Genomic DNA, 18,855 nt, shown 5'->3' with positions numbered 1-18,855 from the left:
GCAGGTGCCTAACAGGTCTAACCCGACGGGAGCCAATCCGTGAAAGACTTACTAAAGTTTCTGAAAGCGCAAACTAAGACCGAAGAGTTTGATGCGATCAAAATTGCTCTGGCATCGCCAGACATGATCCGTTCTTGGTCTTTTGGTGAAGTTAAGAAGCCAGAAACCATTAACTACCGTACGTTCAAACCAGAACGTGACGGCCTTTTCTGCGCCCGTATTTTCGGACCAGTAAAAGACTACGAATGCCTGTGCGGTAAGTACAAGCGTTTAAAACATCGTGGCGTGATCTGCGAGAAGTGCGGCGTTGAAGTGACCCAGACTAAAGTACGCCGTGAGCGTATGGGCCACATCGAACTGGCTTCCCCGACTGCACACATCTGGTTCCTGAAATCGCTGCCATCGCGCATCGGTTTGCTGCTGGATATGCCACTGCGTGACATCGAACGTGTTCTGTACTTCGAATCCTATGTGGTTATCGAAGGCGGCATGACTAACCTCGAAAAACGCCAGATCCTGACTGAAGAGCAGTATCTGGATGCGTTGGAAGAGTTTGGTGATGAGTTCGACGCGAAGATGGGTGCGGAAGCAATCCAGGCACTGTTGAAAAACATGGATCTGGAAGCGGAATGCGAACAACTGCGTGAAGAGTTGAACGAAACCAACTCCGAAACCAAACGTAAGAAGCTGACCAAGCGTATCAAGCTGCTGGAAGCGTTCGTTCAGTCTGGTAACAAACCAGAGTGGATGATCCTGACCGTGCTGCCGGTACTGCCACCAGACTTGCGTCCGTTGGTTCCGTTGGACGGCGGCCGTTTCGCAACGTCAGATCTGAACGATCTGTATCGTCGCGTTATCAACCGTAACAACCGTCTGAAACGCCTGTTGGATCTGGCTGCGCCAGATATCATCGTACGTAACGAAAAACGTATGCTGCAAGAAGCGGTAGATGCTTTGCTGGATAACGGCCGTCGCGGTCGTGCTATCACCGGCTCTAACAAGCGTCCGCTGAAATCTCTGGCAGACATGATTAAAGGTAAACAGGGTCGTTTCCGTCAGAACTTGCTGGGTAAACGTGTCGACTACTCTGGTCGTTCCGTTATCACCGTAGGTCCATACCTGCGTCTGCACCAGTGTGGTCTGCCGAAGAAAATGGCACTGGAACTGTTCAAACCGTTCATCTACGGCAAATTGGAGCTGCGTGGCCTGGCCACCACTATCAAAGCCGCTAAGAAAATGGTTGAGCGCGAAGAAGCTGTCGTTTGGGATATCCTGGACGAAGTTATCCGCGAACACCCGGTACTGCTGAACCGTGCACCAACCCTGCACCGTTTGGGTATCCAGGCGTTTGAACCGGTTCTGATCGAAGGTAAAGCAATTCAGCTGCACCCGCTGGTTTGTGCGGCATATAACGCCGACTTCGATGGTGACCAGATGGCTGTTCACGTACCGCTGACGCTGGAAGCCCAGCTGGAAGCGCGTGCGCTGATGATGTCTACCAACAACATCCTGTCACCTGCGAACGGCGAGCCAATCATCGTTCCTTCTCAGGACGTTGTATTGGGTCTGTACTACATGACCCGCGACTGTGTTAACGCCAAAGGCGAAGGCATGGTTCTGACCGGTCCTAAAGAAGCTGAGCGTATTTACCGCGCCGGTTTGGCCTCTCTGCATGCGCGTGTCAAAGTGCGTATTACCGAAGAGATCAAAAATACCGAAGGCGAAGTTACGCATAAGACGTCGATTATCGATACGACTGTTGGTCGCGCCATCCTGTGGATGATCGTGCCAAAAGGTCTGCCGTTCTCTATCGTCAACCAGCCTCTGGGCAAAAAAGCTATCTCCAAAATGCTGAACACTTGTTACCGCATTTTGGGCCTGAAGCCGACCGTTATTTTTGCTGACCAGATCATGTACACCGGTTTTGCTTACGCTGCCCGTTCAGGCGCGTCAGTAGGTATCGATGACATGGTAATCCCTGCGAAGAAAGCAGAGATCATCGAAGAAGCAGAAACCGAAGTTGCTGAAATCCAGGAACAGTTCCAGTCTGGTCTGGTAACTGCTGGCGAACGCTATAACAAAGTGATCGACATCTGGGCTGCGGCCAACGAACGTGTTGCTAAGGCAATGATGGAAAACTTGTCTGTTGAAGACGTCGTCAACCGTGACGGTGTTGTTGAACAGCAGGTTTCCTTCAACAGTATCTTTATGATGGCCGACTCCGGTGCGCGTGGTTCTGCTGCACAGATTCGTCAGCTGGCCGGTATGCGTGGCCTGATGGCTAAGCCGGATGGTTCCATCATTGAAACGCCAATCACCGCGAACTTCCGTGAAGGTCTGAACGTACTCCAGTACTTCATCTCTACTCACGGTGCTCGTAAAGGCCTGGCGGATACCGCACTGAAAACTGCGAACTCCGGTTATCTGACCCGTCGTCTGGTTGACGTGGCACAGGATCTGGTTGTTACCGAAGACGACTGTGGTACACACGAAGGCATCATGATGACTCCGGTCATCGAAGGTGGCGACGTTAAAGAACCACTGCGCGAACGTGTATTGGGTCGTGTAACTGCAGAAGATATCCTCAAGCCGGGTACGGCGGATATTCTGGTTCCACGTAACACCCTGCTTCACGAGAAGACGTGTGATCTGTTAGAAGAGAACTCTGTCGACAGCGTGAAAGTACGTTCAGTCGTAAGTTGCGAAACTGACTTTGGTGTGTGTGCAAACTGCTACGGTCGCGACCTGGCACGTGGTCACATCATCAACAAAGGTGAAGCGATCGGTGTTATTGCAGCACAGTCCATCGGTGAACCGGGTACTCAGCTGACGATGCGTACGTTCCACATCGGTGGTGCGGCATCTCGTGCGGCTGCTGAATCCAGCATCCAGGTGAAAAACACCGGTACCATTAAACTGAGCAACCACAAGCACGTTAGCAACTCTAACGGCAAACTGGTTATCACTTCCCGTAACACTGAGCTGAAATTGATCGACGAATTCGGTCGTACAAAAGAAAGCTATAAAGTGCCTTACGGTTCCGTGATGGGCAAAGGTGATGGCGCATCTGTTAACGGCGGCGAAACCGTTGCTAACTGGGATCCGCACACAATGCCAGTTATCAGTGAAGTGAGTGGTTTCATTCGCTTTGCCGATATGGTTGATACTCAGACCATTACCCGTCAGACAGATGACCTGACCGGTTTGTCCTCTCTGGTTGTTCTGGATTCTGCAGAACGTACTGGTAGCGGTAAAGACCTGCGTCCGGCACTGAAAATCGTTGATGCTAAAGGCGACGACGTATTGATCCCAGGTACTGATATGCCTGCTCAATACTTCCTGCCAGGTAAAGCGATCGTTCAGCTGGAAGATGGTACTCAGATTCACTCTGGTGACACCCTGGCGCGTATTCCTCAGGAATCCGGCGGTACCAAGGACATCACCGGTGGTCTGCCACGCGTTGCTGACTTGTTCGAAGCGCGTCGTCCGAAAGAGCCTGCAATCCTTGCTGAAATCAGCGGGATCATCTCCTTCGGTAAAGAAACCAAAGGCAAACGTCGTCTGGTAATTTCTCCGTTAGATGGCAGCGATGCTTACGAAGAAATGATTCCAAAATGGCGTCAGCTGAACGTGTTCGAAGGCGAAGTTGTGGAACGTGGTGACGTCGTATCCGACGGCCCTGAATCTCCACACGACATTCTGCGTCTTCGTGGTGTTCACGCGGTTACCCGCTACATCACCAACGAAGTGCAGGAAGTTTACCGTCTGCAAGGCGTTAAGATTAACGATAAACACATCGAAGTTATCGTTCGTCAGATGTTGCGTAAAGGCACCATCGTTAGCGCTGGTGGCACAGACTTCCTGGAAGGCGAGCAGGCAGAAATGTCTCGCGTTAAAATCGCTAACCGTCAGCTGGAAGCTGAAGGCAAGATCACGGCAACCTTTACCCGTGACCTGCTCGGTATCACCAAGGCATCCCTGGCGACCGAATCCTTCATCTCTGCTGCGTCGTTCCAGGAAACCACGCGCGTTCTTACCGAAGCGGCTGTTGCCGGTAAACGTGATGAACTGCGTGGCTTGAAAGAGAACGTTATCGTTGGCCGTCTGATCCCAGCCGGTACCGGTTACGCTTATCATCAGGATCGTGCACGCCGTAAAGCCCAAGGCGAAGTGCCAGTTGTACCGCAAGTCAGCGCGGATGAAGCAACGGCCAACCTGGCTGAACTGCTGAACGCAGGTTTCGGTAACAACGACGAGTAATCGTCCGCTGTCGAAACGCTTAAAACCGCTCCTTCGGGGGCGGTTTTTTTTTGCCTGAAATATCGATGCGCTGGATTTATGGACACAAAGAAAAGAGGAGCCGGAACAGGAAACTGGACGATAACCTGTACCGGCTGGTTGGAAGCAGCGCCGGGATGCGTGGCGCTGGCCGGCTGCGATGATGCAGCGACAACGGCACGGTAACCTTCCCGGCGTGCAGGCGCGAGGGGCAAAATCGCTTTATGGAATATGCATTCCCGAGAGATTATTGGGTTGCAGTCTGGCGACATTTTCCTGCGGCGCACGCCCCAAAAAACTGTCCCAGTCTTTCCATACCGGCTGCAATCCGGCCTGCGTTAAGGCCGCCGCTACCTGCTGCGGTGAGCGGTTATCATGTGGCGCGAATTGTTCCAGTTCCGGATGATCGTCTGCGTAACCGCCCGGCTGTGTTTTGGATCCGGCGCTGACCGTGTTGATCGCCAGAGGAATGACGTGATCGCGGAAATACGGTGATTCGCGTGTCGACAGGGAAAGCTCGACATCCGGCGACAGCATCCTGAAAGCGCAAATCAGCTGCACGAGCTGGTTTTCCTCCAGTAACGACGCCGGTTCGATTCCGCCGGTACATGGGCGCAATCTCGGAAATGCCACCGAATAGCGGCTTTGCCAGTAGGTTCGTTGCAGATAAAGTAAATGCTCGGCCACCATATAACTGTCAGTTCGCCAGTTTCCGGAAAGCCCGAACAACGCTCCGAGCCCGATCTTATCGATTCCCGCACGTCCCAGCCGGTCAGGGGTTTCCAGCCGCCAGAAGAAATCCTGTTTTTGCCCGCGCAGATGATGCAGCGCATACGTCGGCGCGTGATAGGTTTCCTGATAAACCAGAACACCGTCCAGCCCCAAAGTTTTTAACTCAGCGTACTCTTCCTGCGGCAGCGGCTGCACTTCAATCATCAGCGAATCAAAATGACTGCGGATAGCAGGGAAATGCCGGCGGAAATAATCCATACCGACTTTACCTTTATGCTCGCCCGTAACCAGCAACAGGTGCTTGAAGCCCAATGCATTTAGCGCCTCACATTCAGCACTGATTTCCTCTTCATCCAGCGTTTTACGTTTGATCTTATTACTCATCGAGAAGCCGCAGTACGTACATTCGTTGGCGCAAAGGTTGGAGAGATAAAGAGGCGCAAAGAAATTCACAGTGTTGCCGAAACGCTGGCGCGTGAGTTGTTGCGCGCGCTGCGCCATTTCTTCGAGATAGGGCAACGCAGCCGGAGAAATCAATGCCATGAAATCATCACGGTCGATCTTGTTCCTGCTCAGCGCCCGCTCAACATCGCCGGCCGTTTTGCTGTTAATTCGCAGGGAAATATCGTCCCAGTCGAGCGTTGACCAGACATCGGTAAAGTTGCTCATAAGGTTGCCTGCGGGGAAGTCAGAAAACCGGTCAGCGGGCTGGATGCGCTGGCGTGCCGTTGCCGCCCGCCTAACCCGCTTTGGCGGGCAAGAACGCCCGCTTCAACGGCCAGCCGGAAAGCTGTCGCCATGGAAACCGGATCACGCGCAACTGCAATGGCCGTATTCACCAGCACGGCGTCCGCGCCCATTTCCAGCGCCTCAGCGGCCTGACTGGGTGCGCCGATACCGGCATCAACCACAACGGGCACCCGCGCCTGTTCGATAATAATTTGCAGAAACTCACGGGTTTGCAGCCCCTGATTAGAGCCAATCGGTGCGCCGAGCGGCATCACTGCCGCGCATCCGGCTTCTTCAAGACGCTTGCACAGCACCGGATCAGCACTGCAATAAGGCAAAACGACAAACCCTTGTTTCACTAGTATCTCTGCGGCTTTCAGGGTTTCGATAGCATCGGGCAGCAGGTATTTCATGTCTGGATGGATTTCCAGTTTGACCCAGTTTGTGCCCAGCGCTTCGCGGGCCAGTTGAGCGGCAAACACCGCTTCTTCTGACGTTTTTGCCCCTGACGTATTGGGCAACAGGCGCACGCCAAGTTGCTGCAAAGGCGAAAGAATATCATCGCCACCGCGCCGGAGATCGACGCGTTTCATCGCCATCGTCACCAGTTGAGAACCGGATGCCGCCAGCGATTGCTGCATCACAGACGCGTTGGCGAATTTTCCTGTCCCGGTGAAAAGGTGTGAGGTAAACGTAGCATCAGCAATTTTTAACATGTTTCATCCTCCGGCAATGGCCTGAAAGAGCAATACCTGATCGCCATCTTCCAGCAGGTGGGCAGGCCAGTTATCACGCGGAATTATGACCTGATTGACCGCAAGCGCGCTGCCCGCAGGGTTCAGATCCAGCAGGTTGAGCAGGGTAAACAGCGTCAGCGGCCCGGCGAAATGATGGGGTTCATCATTGACATGAATGTTCACGATGGCCTCCGCAAACAGAACAGGCAGATGAACGGGCGAGTTGCAGGGAACGCCAGTTTTGCGTTTTTCCGTCGAACAACCGCAGCTTTCCGCTAAGAGAACTCGGCAAACCCGCCAGTATTTTCAGTGTTTCCAGCGCCTGCAGGGTACCGATGGTTCCAACGACCGGCCCGAGAACGCCGGATGTCCGGCAATTGCGTTGTACGGTTTCCTGATCCGGATACAAACAGGCATAGCAGCCATGGAGGTAGGGCGCTTCGATGACCAGAAGCTGGCCGCTGAATCCGACCGCGCTGCCGCTGATCAAGGTTTTGCCCATATTCACACAGGCTTTATTTACCGCGTGGCGGGTTTCCATATTGTCGCTGCAATCTAAAATGATATCGGCATTGCTAACGGCCCGAAGCAGCGCATCTCCTGCGAGCCGTTCCGAAATGGCAACAACTTCACAAAGTGGATTCAGGCGCAGCAGCTCGCGTTTCGCCAGGCTGGCTTTCGGCTGATCAAGATCTGCGGTACGGTACAGGATTTGCCGCTGAAGATTGGTAACGTGGAGCTGATCATCATCAGCCAGAAATAACGTCCCGACACCCGCCGCTGCCAGATAAAGCGCTGCCGGCGAACCCAGCCCGCCGAGCCCGACAATCAGCACTTTTGCCGCCAGTAACTTTTCCTGCGCCTGCGGGCCGAATTCTTCCAGCATCAGTTGACGGCTGTAGCGCATAAAGGCTGCGTCGTTAAGCATCTTCCGGAACCTTGCTGGCGCACAAGGCCAGCAATTCTGCGGTGGCTGCGCGCCAGTCTGCTGCCTGCGTGATAGCACTGACGACGGCAATACTGCCGACGCCGCAATCCAGTACCGACGGCGCACGGTCAATACTAATCCCGCCGATGGCGACTGTCGGGAAGCTGCCGTTCAGCTGCGTAATATGTCGGGCTAATTCCGACAAACCCTGCGGTGCTGACGGCATATCTTTGGTCTGCGTCGGGAAAATATGGCCGAGTGCGATATAAGACGGATTGACCGCCACGGCACGCGCCAGTTCCTCATCGTCGTGCGTCGATACGCCCAGACGTAAACCGGCATCAAGAATGGCCTGTAAATAGGCGGTATCCAGATCTTCCTGGCCCAGATGCACGCCGTACGCCTGATGTTTTACTGCCAGACGCCAGTAATCGTTGATAAATAGCCGTGCGTCATATTTTCGCCCCAGTGCAATGGCGTCGATAATGGCGGGTTCGACGTCTTCATCGGGTAAGTCTTTCACCCGCAGTTGCAGCGTTTTAACGCCCGCATCCAGCAGACGGGCAATCCATTCGACAGAATCAACCACCGGATATAACCCCAGATGAAAAGGAACGGACGGGAAAGTTTTAACGGGCTGATTCATTTACTGATCTCCGGAGTGGAATGGCTGGCAGGGTGATAAAGCTCGCTGCCGCGCGAACGGAATTCCGCAGACATTTGCGCCATGCCGGATTCCACGAGTTCGATGGGCTGGGCTTTGGCTTCCAGCGCAGCGGCGTAATCGCGAACTTCCTGAGTGATTTTCATGGAGCAGAATTTCGGCCCGCACATTGAACAGAAGTGTGCGACTTTTCCGGATTCCTGCGGGAGGGTTTCGTCGTGATAAGCGCGGGCGGTAGCCGGGTCGAGCGCGAGATTGAACTGATCTTCCCAGCGGAATTCGAACCGCGCTTTAGACATGGCGTTATCCCGGATTTGTGCGCCCGGATGGCCTTTCGCTAAATCTGCTGCGTGCGCCGCAATTTTGTAGGTAATCAAACCCTGTTTAACGTCTTCTTTATTCGGCAGGCCAAGGTGCTCTTTTGGCGTGACGTAGCACAGCATCGCGCAGCCAAACCAGCCAATCATCGCGGCGCCAATTCCGGAGGTGAAGTGGTCATAACCGGGCGCAATGTCGGTTGTCAGCGGCCCGAGCGTATAGAACGGCGCTTCGTGGCAATGCTCGAGTTCTTCCGTCATATTGCGGCGGATCATCTGCATCGGCACATGCCCCGGCCCTTCGATCATCACCTGCACGTCATATTCCCAGGCGATTTTCGTCAGTTCGCCCAGCGTGTGCAATTCTGCAAACTGCGCTTCGTCATTGGCATCCTGAATCGAGCCTGGGCGCAGGCCATCGCCGAGAGAAAGCGAGACATCATAAGCGGCGCAGATTTCGCAAATCTCACGGAAATTCTCATACAGGAAGCTTTCGCGATGATGCGACAGGCACCATTTCGCCATGATTGAGCCACCGCGCGAAACAATACCGGTCAGGCGTTTGGCGGTCATCGGCACGTAACGCAGCAACACGCCTGCGTGAATGGTGAAGTAATCCACACCTTGTTCCGCCTGCTCCAGCAGGGTGTCACGGAACATTTCCCAGTTCAGGTCTTCGGCAATGCCGTTCACTTTTTCCAGAGCCTGATAAATCGGAACGGTGCCAATCGGAACCGGGCTGTTACGCAGGATCCATTCACGGGTTTCATGGATATAGCGGCCGGTGGAGAGATCCATAACGGTATCCGCCCCCCAGCGCGTTGACCACACCAGCTTTTCAACTTCTTCTTCGATAGAGGACGTCACCGCTGAGTTACCGATATTGGCGTTTACCTTCACCAGAAAATTGCGGCCAATGATCATCGGCTCGGATTCCGGGTGATTGATGTTGGCGGGGATAATAGCGCGACCGGCGGCCACTTCCTGGCGAACAAATTCGGCGGTGATATTCGCGGGCAGGTGCGCCCCGAAGCTTTCACCGGGATGTTGCTGGCGCAGGACTTCTCCGCGGATCCGCTCACGCCCCATGTTTTCGCGAATAGCAATGAATTCCATCTCAGGGGTAATCATGCCCCGTCGCGCATAATGCAGCTGTGTGACATTTTTACCGGCAATGGCTTTTCGCGGGCGCGGAAGATGTTCGAAGCGTAAATGATCCAGCCCTTCGTCGGCCAGGCGCTGCTGAGTAAAACCGGAGCTGACCTGCGGAAGTTCTTCGGTATCGGCGCGTCCGGCTATCCAGCGGGCGCGCAATTTTTCAAGACCGGTATGCACGTCGATGGTCGCAGACGGATCGCCATACGGTCCGGCGGTGTCATAAACCGGAATCGCTTCGTTTTCTTCAAACTGCGGGTTGTCTTTTCCGCCGCCGACCAGCGTCGGGCTGAGCTGGATTTCACGCATAGGGACACGAATACCGGCGTTGTCGCCCTGAAGATAGATACGTCGGGAATTGGGAAAGGCTTCGCCCTGCAAGCTGTCGATAAATGACTGTGCCTGTGCGCGTTGTTCACGGCGGTTAGCGGGCTTTTTTTCGGATGTAACGGGTTTCTGGGTACTCGACATAGCAAATTCCTTGTGTTGTTTTCACGGCAAAAAGCGTGACAGAACGTAATGGAAAATTGCTTGTCTGGAGGTTTACGGCAGGAGTAAAAATGGGCGGTTGAACGCTGGCGGCCGTTTGCAGGCTGATGCCAAATCGCGCTAAACGCATAACATTACTCTTGTTCCCTTCGCGGGTACTAACCCGATCAGGTTCCGCGGATCCCGAATTAACGGTCTCAGCCTGGCATCATCTCCGCGAGGAAATTTTGCACGAGGCACTCCGACAAGAAGCCTCAATATAGGAGGCCGTTTTAAAAACTACAACCCTGAGCAGGGTTTTTATTGTGGCAACGTGTTGTGCAGAAGTAACACGTTACGCGGGTCTGGCAAGATGCTCTTCGTTTGCAGAAGGCAATTCTTTGCGACTTTCCGGATCAAAGGCCAGAATGATCAGTTGATCCTCAAGCTGAAAACGCGCATCCAATGCTTCACCCACATCGGATAATGCATAATGAAATGCGAAAGCATTGTCATCATCAATATCATTTTCGGTGTAACTGTCATGGAAAGCCATGATAGCTTCAGTATTGAGCTCGAGTGCAGGGTATATTTTCGCAGCCTGTAATTTTATCTCTGCACCTTCCACTTCATCGATGACCCGTTGATAAAGATGGAAATGACCGGCAGAAAGGTAATCCACCAGGTTATGGCAAAAGTTGTCCAACGCTTTTTCATTCAGCGGTGTATGTTTTTCTTTATTGGGTTTCAGGCCGACCAGTGTGCAGTAAGACACCAGCAATTCTTTACGCGCGTGCAGCCATTGATCCACTAACTCATTACTGCCACCAACGCGTTGGGTCAGTCTTTCCAGACGATTTAGCATGGTTGACTCCGTGAGCGAGAAAAAAGTAACCAAAGGTTACTAATATGTAAATATCAACCCCAGATTGTCAGTCTCGTCGAGGTTATGCAACAACAATTATGGAATTACAGATCACAGAAGAACATACCGGCTGGTGGGTAATCAGCTATGAGGGCAAGCTGTGGCTGCCCGAGGGTGAACTGCCGAATGGCAGTGCTGCGCAATTTTCTCTGACGGGCAAAATCGGGCGTCAGATTGGTGAATGGCAGGGCGAACCGGTGTGGATGGTACGTCAGGCGATGCACAACCACATGGTGTCTGCGCGGCAGATGCTCGATCAGGATCGCGGGCTATTCCAGCTGGTCGGGCGCGGTGTGCAGTTGTCGGAATTTTACCGTTCGCACAAATTCTGCGGCTACTGTGGTCACGAGATGCACGTCAGTAAAACCGAATGGGCCGCGCTGTGCGGGCATTGCCGTGAACGCTATTACCCGCAAATTGCGCCCTGCATTATTGTCGCCATCCGCCGTGGTGATGAGATTTTGCTGGCGCAGCATGTTCGTCACCGTAATGGCATCCACACAGTACTGGCCGGTTTCGTTGAAGTCGGGGAAACCCTCGAAGAAACCGTGGCACGCGAAGTGATGGAAGAGAGCAATATTCGCGTGAAGAACGTCCGGTACGTCAGTTCACAGCCCTGGCCGTTCCCGAATTCGCTGATGATGGCGTTTATGGCCGACTATGACAGCGGTGACATCGTGCATGATCCGAAAGAGCTGCTCAACGCAGGTTGGTATCGCTTTGATCAACTGCCACAGTTGCCGCCGCCGGGGACCATCGCCCGCCGGCTGATTGAAGATACGGTTGCGCTGTGCCGCGCAGAAAGCGATGAAGACGACGTGTAGCAGGAGTGTTGCATGCTAGAATGCCGCCAGATTATTTTCGGGCGGCCCGAATATTGAAGGAAAAAGACAGAATGAATGAGTTGAAAAATGATCGCTACCTGCGCGCCCTGTTACGCCAGCCTGTGGATATCACACCGGTCTGGATGATGCGTCAGGCGGGCCGTTATTTGCCAGAGTACAAAGAAACCCGCGCTGTAGCCGGTGATTTTATGTCGCTTTGCAAGAATGCGGAGCTGGCCTGCGAAGTGACACTCCAGCCACTGCGTCGCTACCCGCTGGACGCCGCGATTCTGTTCTCTGACATCCTGACCATTCCTGATGCCATGGGGCTGGGGCTGTATTTCGAAGCCGGTGAAGGCCCTCGTTTTTCTTCCCCGCTGACCTGCCGTGCCGATGTGGAAAAACTGCCTGTTCCCGATCCGGAAATGGAACTGGGATACGTCATGAATGCGGTTCGTACTATCCGTAAAAACCTCAAAGGTGAAGTGCCGCTTATCGGTTTTTCCGGCAGCCCGTGGACACTGGCGACATATATGGTGGAAGGTGGCAGCAGCAAAGCCTTCACAAAAATCAAAAAGATGATGTATGCCGATCCGCAGACTTTGCACCTTTTGCTCGATAAAGTGGCTGACAGCGTCATTCTCTACCTTAATGCTCAAATCAAAGCGGGCGCGCAGTCTGTCATGATTTTTGACACCTGGGGCGGCGTGCTGACGCCTCGCGATTACCGCGAGTTCTCCCTGAACTATATGCACAAAATTGTCGACGGCCTGGTCCGTGAAAACGAAGGGCGCCGCGTGCCGGTGACGTTGTTCACCAAAGGCGGCGGACAATGGCTGGAAGCGATGGCGGCAACCGGTTGTGACGCGCTGGGCCTCGACTGGACAACAGATATTGCCGAAGCCCGTCGTCGCGTGGGCGATAAAGTGGCGATTCAGGGCAACATGGATCCTTCCATGCTCTATGCTTCGCCGGTACGTATTGAACAGGAAGTGGAAACCATTCTGGCCGGTTTTGGTAAAGGCAACGGTCATGTGTTTAACCTGGGCCACGGTATTCACCAGGATGTTCCGCCAGAAAATGCGGGTGCGTTCGTGGAAGCAGTACACAGCCTGTCCCGGCAATATCACGAGTAAATCCGGCGTATGATTGATACCCGCGCATTACGTGAAGAACAACGGATCCTTGCAGATCAAATTGAACTGCGGGATCCGACTGAATTCAGCACACCGGCGTTGATCGCGGGTGTGGATGTCGGTTTCGAACAGGGTGGCGAAGTAACGCGCGCCGCGGTTGCGGTTCTGCGTTATCCCTCACTTGAGCTGGTGGAATACCAGATAGCCCGCATTCCAACTGTCATGCCTTATATTCCCGGTTTCCTTTCTTTCCGGGAGCTACCGGCGCTGTTGCAGGCCTGGAAGCAAATTTCTTTGCGTCCGGATCTGGTGCTGGTTGACGGGCAGGGCATTGCGCATCCGCGCCGTCTGGGCGTCGCCAGCCATTTTGGCCTGATGATCGACGTGCCAACGATTGGTGTAGCGAAGAGCCGTTTGTGTGGCAAGTTCCTGCCAGTCGGGGACGAAAAGCACAGCCAGCAGGCGCTGTATGAAGGCGATGAGCAGATCGGCTGGGTCTGGCGCAGTAAGCAGCGCTGTAACCCGCTGTTTATCTCGCCGGGCAATCGCATCAGCATGGAATCGTCACTGTACTGGGTTGAACGCTGCATGCGGCAATATCGTTTGCCAGAGCCAACCCGCTGGGCGGATGCTGTGGCATCAAATCGGGCAGCGTTTCAACGCTGGCAACGGTTGAGTGATGATCTTTAGGAATCAAGGAATAGGGATATTGATTTATTTCAGGTAAACTCCCGCGCAGAAAAGTTAACGAGATCAACTCATGTTACGTAATCCAATTCATTTACGTCTGGAAAAGCTGGAAAGCTGGCAACACGTGACGTTTATGGCGAGCTTGTGTGAACGCATGTACCCGAACTATCAGGCTTTTTGCCTGGAAACCGGGTTTGGCGAGGCACAGCTTTACCGCCGTATCCTGGATTTAATCTGGGAAACGCTGGTGGTAAAAGACGCCAAGGTCAATTTTGACTCACAGCTCGAAAAACTGGAGGAAGCCGTGCCTTCTTCCGATGATTACGACATTTATGGTGTTTACCCGGCCATCGATGCGTGTATCGCATTAGGCGAACTGATTCATTCACGTCTGAGCGGCGAAACGTTGTCGCACGCGGTTGCCGTGAGTGAGACATCAATTCGTACTGTTGCCATGCTGGAAATGACTCAGGCCGGTAAAGAAATGACCGATGAAGAGCTGAAAGTCATTCCTGCTGTTGAAGAAGAATGGGACATCCAATGGGAGATTTTTCGCCTGTTGGCTGACTGTGAAGAGCGTGACCTGGAATTAATAAAAGGGTTACGTTCTGACCTGCGTGAAGCCGCTGTCAGTAACATTGGCATAAATTTAGCGCAATAAGGCTAGAAAACGTGATTTAACGCCTGATTTGTCGTGCCTTAAGGCTTCACATCCGCACCCTGTCTGGTCTACATTTGGGGTGCGTAAAAAAAGTGGCTATCGGTGCGTGTATGCAGGAGGGTGCTGTCAATCGGCATATCCGTCGCACTCGATGCTTTGCAAACGATAAACACACTGTAAAGGATAACTTATGAACAAGACTCAACTGATTGATGTAATTGCTGACAAAGCTGATCTTTCCAAAGCACAAGCCAAAGTTGCTCTTGAATCTACTCTGTCTGCTATTACCGAGTCTCTGAAAGAAGGTGATGCTGTACAATTGGTTGGTTTCGGGACTTTCAAGGTAAATCATCGTAACGAGCGTACTGGTCGTAACCCACAGACTGGTAAAGAAATCAAAATCGCAGCTGCAAACGTACCTGCGTTCGTTTCTGGTAAAGCTCTGAAAGACGCTGTTAAGTAATTTCTTGCAGTGAAAAGAATAAGCGGAGGGGCCTGTAAGCCCCTTCAGTTTATCACCCCCAGGCTGGTGGCAGGTTTACTGGTTCTCGGTCTGGTGGGTTGCAGTTCTAAAAACTCCTCTGAATTATTCTTTGCCAGCGGGTATGTTGCCGATCAGGGTATCAACCGGCTCTGGCGAGAAGACAACGCACAAAACGAACCTCAAACTATTCTCAACGTATACAGCCCCTATTTTGGCGGCGATACGATCATTACCCGTTATGAATTCCAGCAGGGGCAATTGCACCTGATTAAAGAAACGCATGCGACGCAAACTGATTTAGGCGTGATGTTGCGTTTTGACGATAGCGGGCACGTCAGCTTTATGCAGCGGCAGCTTCCTGAGCGCCGGGAAAAATTATCGTCAGATGATATCGAGCGCTATAAATATGAAGCGACAAAAATCCTCGATCTGAGTAATGCGCTGCGCGTGGGCAATGTCCGGCTGGTGCAGGCTAACTGGCGGCAGGGTTTGATCACCACCTGCGCGGGTGAACAGGTGACGCCGAAACTGACCGTCCGTTCCCAGGTCTGGCTGGCTAAAAGGGCCAGTCGGAGCAACGACAATCTCGGCCTTGCCTGGCTGACCGCACCGGAAGGCAACGAATTGCTGCTAGTCGCAAATGAAGATTTCTGTAAATGGGAACCTAAAGAGTCAGATCTCTGATCCCGCTTACTAACACGTATAAAGGAAAGGCACGCCGAAGCGTGCCTTTTTTGATCGTCAGGTTCTGATCGTCAGATGAACGCGATTACTGATTGCGTTCGCGGTCAATGGCCCGATAGCCGATATCCTTACGGCAGAAGCTACCTTCCCAATGAATATCTTTTGCTAAATCATAAGCACGTTGCTGAGCGGCTTCGACGGTTTTGCCCAGCGCCGTCACACAGAGTACGCGTCCGCCATTTGTCACCACGCGTTCATCTTGCAAACGGGTTCCGGCCTGGAAGACTTTGCCGTCCGGGACTTCTTCCAGCGGTAAACCGTGGATCACATCACCGGTTTTGTAATCGGCAGGATAACCGCCGGCGGCAATCACAACGCCCAGGGAAGGACGCGGATCCCACTCAGACGTTTTTTCGCCCAGACGACCTTCCGCACCGGCCAGACAAAGATCGACCAGATCCGAGCGCAGACGCAACATGATTGGCTGAGTTTCCGGATCTCCGAAGCGGCAGTTAAATTCGATCACTTTCGGCTGGCCGTCTGCGGAAATCATCAAACCTGCATAAAGGAAGCCGGTGTAAGTATTATTCTCAGCCGCCATGCCGTGCACGGTTGGCCAGATCACCTGATCCATAACGCGCTGATGAATTTCATCCGTCACAACCGGTGCCGGGGAATAAGCGCCCATACCGCCGGTGTTCGGGCCGCTGTCGCCATCGCCAACACGTTTGTGATCCTGACTGGTTGCCATTGGCAGAACGTTCGTGCCGTCAACCATCACGATGAAGCTCGCCTCTTCGCCATCCAGGAATTCTTCGATAACGATACGGTGGCCAGCGTCGCCAAACGCATTTCCTGCCAGCATATCGTGGACTGCATCTTCTGCTTCTTTCAATGTCATCGCCACGATGACACCTTTGCCTGCAGCCAGTCCGTCAGCTTTAATGACGATCGGCGCGCCTTTGCTGCGCAGATAAGCCAGTGCTGGTTCGATTTCGGTGAAGTTCTGGTAATCCGCGCTTGGAATATTGTGGCGAGCGAGGAAATCCTTGGTGAAAGCTTTTGAGCCTTCCAGCTGCGCCGCTTCCTGCGTCGGGCCAAAAATTTTCAGACCCGCAGCGCGGAATGCGTCGACCACGCCAATCACCAGCGGGGCTTCCGGGCCGACAATCGTCAGGCCGATATCATTGCTTTTGGCGAATGCCAGCAAACCCGCAATATCCGTTGCAGCGATATCGACATTCTCCAGCAGAGGTTCCAGTGCGGTACCGGCGTTTCCGGGGGCGACAAAAACTTTGTCCGCCAGAGGAGATTGCGATGCCTTCCATGCCAGTGCATGTTCACGCCCGCCGTTACCGATAATTAAGATATTCATTCGAGGACTCCGGGTGAGCGGGCGCATCGCACCCGCTAAAATAAAATTAATGACGGAAATGGCGCATGTCGGTAAACAGCATTGCAATACCGTGTTCGTTTGCGGCCGCGATAACTTCGTCATCACGGATTGAACCGCCTGGCTGAATCACACAGGTAATGCCTACCGCAGCGGCTGCATCAATACCGTCGCGGAACGGGAAGAAGGCATCGGATGCCATCACGGAGCCTGCGACTTCCAGCCCTTCGTCAGCGGCTTTAATCCCTGCGATTTTCGCAGAGTAAACGCGGCTCATCTGGCCTGCGCCAATACCGATAGTCATTTTGTCGCGTGCATAAACAATAGCGTTGGATTTAACGAACTTAGCGACTTTCCAGCAGAACAGTGCATCAGTCAGTTCCTGCTCAGTTGGCTGGCGCTGGGAAACAACGCGCAGGTCACCGGCATCAACCATGCCCAAATCACGATCCTGAACCAGCAGGCCGCCATTAACACGTTTGAAGTCCAGCGCTTTCTGGCGCCCTTGCCATTGGCCGCATGTCAGAACGCGGACGTTTTGTTTTTCCGCAGTCAGGGTCAGCGCTTCAGGGCTGACTGACGGGGCTATGATCACCTCCACAAACTGGCGGCTGATGATCGCTTTCGCGGTTTCAGCATCAAGCTCGCGGTTGAAGGCAATAATGCCGCCAAAGGCAGAAGTCGGGTCAGTCTGATAAGCTCGTTCGTAAGCAGCCAGAATATTGTCGCCGATGGCAACGCCGCAAGGGTTCGCGTGTTTGACGATGACACACGCAGGCTCTGCAAATTCCTTCACACATTCCAGTGCCGCATCGGTATCTGCAATGTTGTTATAGGAAAGGGCTTTGCCTTGAAGTTGGGTCGAGGTCGCAACGGAAGCTTCGCTGACGCTTTCTTCTATATAGAAGGCGGCGTTCTGATGGCTGTTCTCGCCATAACGCATATCTTGTTTCTTTATATAGCTAAGATTCAGGGTACGCGGGAACTGACCAGACGCGGATTCGGTATCGCCGTGATAAGCCGGAACCATGGTACCGAAGTAGTTGGCAATCATTCCGTCATAAGACGCGGTGTGCTCGAAAGCTTTAATCGCCAGATTGAAACGGGTTGCCAGCGTCAGTGAGCTGCTGTTGGCATCCATCTCTTCAATAATAGAAGCGTAGTCACTGCTCTTCACCACGATCGCTACGTCTTTGTGGTTCTTCGCCGCCGAGCGAACCATGGTCGGGCCGCCGATATCAATGTTTTCTACCGCATCTTCCAGTGAGCAATCCGGGCGTGCGACGGTTTGCGCGAATGGATAAAGGTTCACGACCACCATGTCGATTGGCGCGATCGCGTGCTGCGCCATAATTTCATCATCTTTCCCGCGACGGCCGAGGATCCCACCGTGAACTTTCGGGTGCAGGGTTTTGACGCGTCCATCCATCATTTCCGGGAAACCCGTGTAGTCAGACACTTCTGTGACTGGCAGACCGGCTTTTGCCAACAGGCTGGCGGTGCCGCCAGTGGAAAGTAATTCAACGCCACGCGAAGAAAGAGCCTGGGCGAATTCTACGATACCGGCTTTATCAGAAACACTGAGCAGGGCGCGGCGGATTGGACGAGATTGTTGCATGGTGGTTTATATCCTTGGCTTTGGAGTCGCAATAAAGAGCGTTATCGGAATTCAATGAGCGTTTTCTTCTCTCTATATAGAGCAATTTGCAGAAAAACGCGGGATTGAGCTCAGATAACTCCCCTCTGGCTACTTACTTTTCATTTATCACCGGTAACAGGTGTCGAAAACTGACGCGCGAAATTGTAGCGAAAACGATTGCGCGACGCTCGCAAAATTTGAGATTCCTGCGCATCTGTGGATAAATCTGTGCAAAACACGGTATAAGCGGTGTGTTTGCTGTGTAATGCAGCAAACGGTATTTTTTCTTAAAATTAGCCCTTGCGGCCTGCTGAGAACTCCCTATAATGCCGCTCCATCGACAGGGAACAACGTGAACAACATCACGAAGTGACCGGGTCGGAAAGATTAAAAACAGCGGCAACCGGATAA

The 18,855-nt window shown here is 53.1% G+C and carries 17 protein-coding genes and 1 riboswitch; of the genes, 7 read left to right on the top strand and 10 right to left on the bottom strand.

The genetic code is table 11. The annotated features are described in order from the left end of the window. Nucleotides 1-39: 39 nt before the first annotated feature. Nucleotides 40-4,260 carry a DNA-directed RNA polymerase subunit beta' gene (rpoC, locus tag KWG64_RS24480; protein ID WP_101080116.1) on the top strand — a complete coding sequence of 1,407 codons (4,221 nt, stop codon included), beginning with the start codon at nucleotides 40-42 and terminating at the stop codon, nucleotides 4,258-4,260. Between the two features lie 240 nt (nucleotides 4,261-4,500). On the opposite strand, the gene thiH is transcribed toward rpoC, so the two are convergent. From thiH to rsd, 7 genes are all read right to left on the bottom strand, one after another. After that, nucleotides 4,501-5,679, bottom strand: a complete 1,179-nt coding sequence (gene thiH / locus KWG64_RS24475; protein WP_218523396.1) for a 2-iminoacetate synthase ThiH — start codon at nucleotides 5,677-5,679, stop codon at nucleotides 4,501-4,503. Continuing rightward, the gene (locus KWG64_RS24470; RefSeq protein WP_218523395.1) at nucleotides 5,676-6,455 is read right to left on the bottom strand and encodes a thiazole synthase; all 780 of its coding nucleotides are present in this window, start codon (nucleotides 6,453-6,455) and stop codon (nucleotides 5,676-5,678) included. The genes thiH and KWG64_RS24470 overlap by 4 nt, the downstream gene beginning before the upstream one ends. A gap of 3 nt (nucleotides 6,456-6,458) precedes the next feature. Next, nucleotides 6,459-6,659 (bottom strand): sulfur carrier protein ThiS, encoded by a 201-nt coding sequence (thiS, locus tag KWG64_RS24465; RefSeq protein WP_195816525.1) that lies wholly within the window; start codon nucleotides 6,657-6,659, stop codon nucleotides 6,459-6,461. Further along, nucleotides 6,640-7,404, bottom strand: a complete 765-nt coding sequence (locus KWG64_RS24460) for a HesA/MoeB/ThiF family protein (RefSeq protein ID WP_218523394.1) — start codon at nucleotides 7,402-7,404, stop codon at nucleotides 6,640-6,642. The genes thiS and KWG64_RS24460 overlap by 20 nt, the downstream gene beginning before the upstream one ends. Beyond that, on the bottom strand, nucleotides 7,397-8,050 hold the full coding sequence (gene thiE / locus KWG64_RS24455; protein WP_218523393.1) for a thiamine phosphate synthase: 654 nt from the start codon (nucleotides 8,048-8,050) through the stop codon (nucleotides 7,397-7,399). Before thiE ends, KWG64_RS24460 begins: the two co-directional genes overlap by 8 nt. After that, nucleotides 8,047-10,011 (bottom strand): phosphomethylpyrimidine synthase ThiC, encoded by a 1,965-nt coding sequence (gene thiC, locus KWG64_RS24450; protein WP_255562295.1) that lies wholly within the window; start codon nucleotides 10,009-10,011, stop codon nucleotides 8,047-8,049. Before thiC ends, thiE begins: the two co-directional genes overlap by 4 nt. Before the next feature lie 145 nt (nucleotides 10,012-10,156). Beyond that, a riboswitch (TPP riboswitch) is annotated at nucleotides 10,157-10,283 on the bottom strand. 80 nt (nucleotides 10,284-10,363) lie between these two features. After that, the gene (rsd, locus tag KWG64_RS24445; protein WP_152325379.1) at nucleotides 10,364-10,873 is read right to left on the bottom strand and encodes a sigma D regulator; all 510 of its coding nucleotides are present in this window, start codon (nucleotides 10,871-10,873) and stop codon (nucleotides 10,364-10,366) included. Nucleotides 10,874-10,971: 98 nt separating this feature from the next. On the opposite strand from rsd, the gene nudC reads away from it, so the two are divergent. The 6 genes from nudC to KWG64_RS24415 all read left to right on the top strand — a co-directional run bounded on the left by nudC (nucleotide 10,972) and on the right by KWG64_RS24415 (nucleotide 15,412). Then, nucleotides 10,972-11,757 (top strand): NAD(+) diphosphatase, encoded by a 786-nt coding sequence (gene nudC, locus KWG64_RS24440; RefSeq protein ID WP_195816528.1) that lies wholly within the window; start codon nucleotides 10,972-10,974, stop codon nucleotides 11,755-11,757. A gap of 71 nt (nucleotides 11,758-11,828) precedes the next feature. After that, nucleotides 11,829-12,893, top strand: coding sequence for a uroporphyrinogen decarboxylase (hemE, locus tag KWG64_RS24435; RefSeq protein WP_218523392.1), 1,065 nt, complete (start codon nucleotides 11,829-11,831; stop codon nucleotides 12,891-12,893). 9 nt (nucleotides 12,894-12,902) lie between these two features. Then, on the top strand, nucleotides 12,903-13,583 hold the full coding sequence (nfi, locus tag KWG64_RS24430; RefSeq protein WP_218523391.1) for a deoxyribonuclease V: 681 nt from the start codon (nucleotides 12,903-12,905) through the stop codon (nucleotides 13,581-13,583). A gap of 70 nt (nucleotides 13,584-13,653) precedes the next feature. Next, complete coding sequence (locus KWG64_RS24425) at nucleotides 13,654-14,244, top strand: YjaG family protein (protein WP_015699027.1); 591 nt, start codon at nucleotides 13,654-13,656, stop codon at nucleotides 14,242-14,244. A gap of 190 nt (nucleotides 14,245-14,434) precedes the next feature. Beyond that, a complete protein-coding gene (gene hupA / locus KWG64_RS24420) occupies nucleotides 14,435-14,707 on the top strand; it encodes a nucleoid-associated protein HU-alpha (protein ID WP_013577396.1) in 273 nt (90 codons plus the stop codon). A 63-nt stretch (nucleotides 14,708-14,770) separates the two neighbouring features. Further along, complete coding sequence (locus KWG64_RS24415) at nucleotides 14,771-15,412, top strand: DUF1481 domain-containing protein (protein WP_229893742.1); 642 nt, start codon at nucleotides 14,771-14,773, stop codon at nucleotides 15,410-15,412. 85 nt (nucleotides 15,413-15,497) lie between these two features. On the opposite strand, the gene purD is transcribed toward KWG64_RS24415, so the two are convergent. From purD to KWG64_RS24400, 3 genes are all read right to left on the bottom strand, one after another. Further along, on the bottom strand, nucleotides 15,498-16,787 hold the full coding sequence (gene purD, locus KWG64_RS24410; protein ID WP_195816531.1) for a phosphoribosylamine--glycine ligase: 1,290 nt from the start codon (nucleotides 16,785-16,787) through the stop codon (nucleotides 15,498-15,500). Nucleotides 16,788-16,833: 46 nt separating this feature from the next. Then, on the bottom strand, nucleotides 16,834-18,423 hold the full coding sequence (purH, locus tag KWG64_RS24405) for a bifunctional phosphoribosylaminoimidazolecarboxamide formyltransferase/IMP cyclohydrolase (protein WP_218523390.1): 1,590 nt from the start codon (nucleotides 18,421-18,423) through the stop codon (nucleotides 16,834-16,836). A gap of 133 nt (nucleotides 18,424-18,556) precedes the next feature. Then, nucleotides 18,557-18,855, bottom strand: a 299-nt coding sequence (locus KWG64_RS24400) for a hypothetical protein (protein ID WP_218523389.1), incomplete at its 5' end; no start/stop codon positions are given.

This window comes from Rahnella sp. PD12R, assembly GCF_019200965.1.
GTDB classification, from domain to species: Bacteria; Pseudomonadota; Gammaproteobacteria; order Enterobacterales; family Enterobacteriaceae; genus Rahnella; species Rahnella laticis.
The sequence above is the reverse complement of the archived record's forward strand: the minus strand, read 5'-3'. Positions and strand labels throughout refer to the sequence as shown.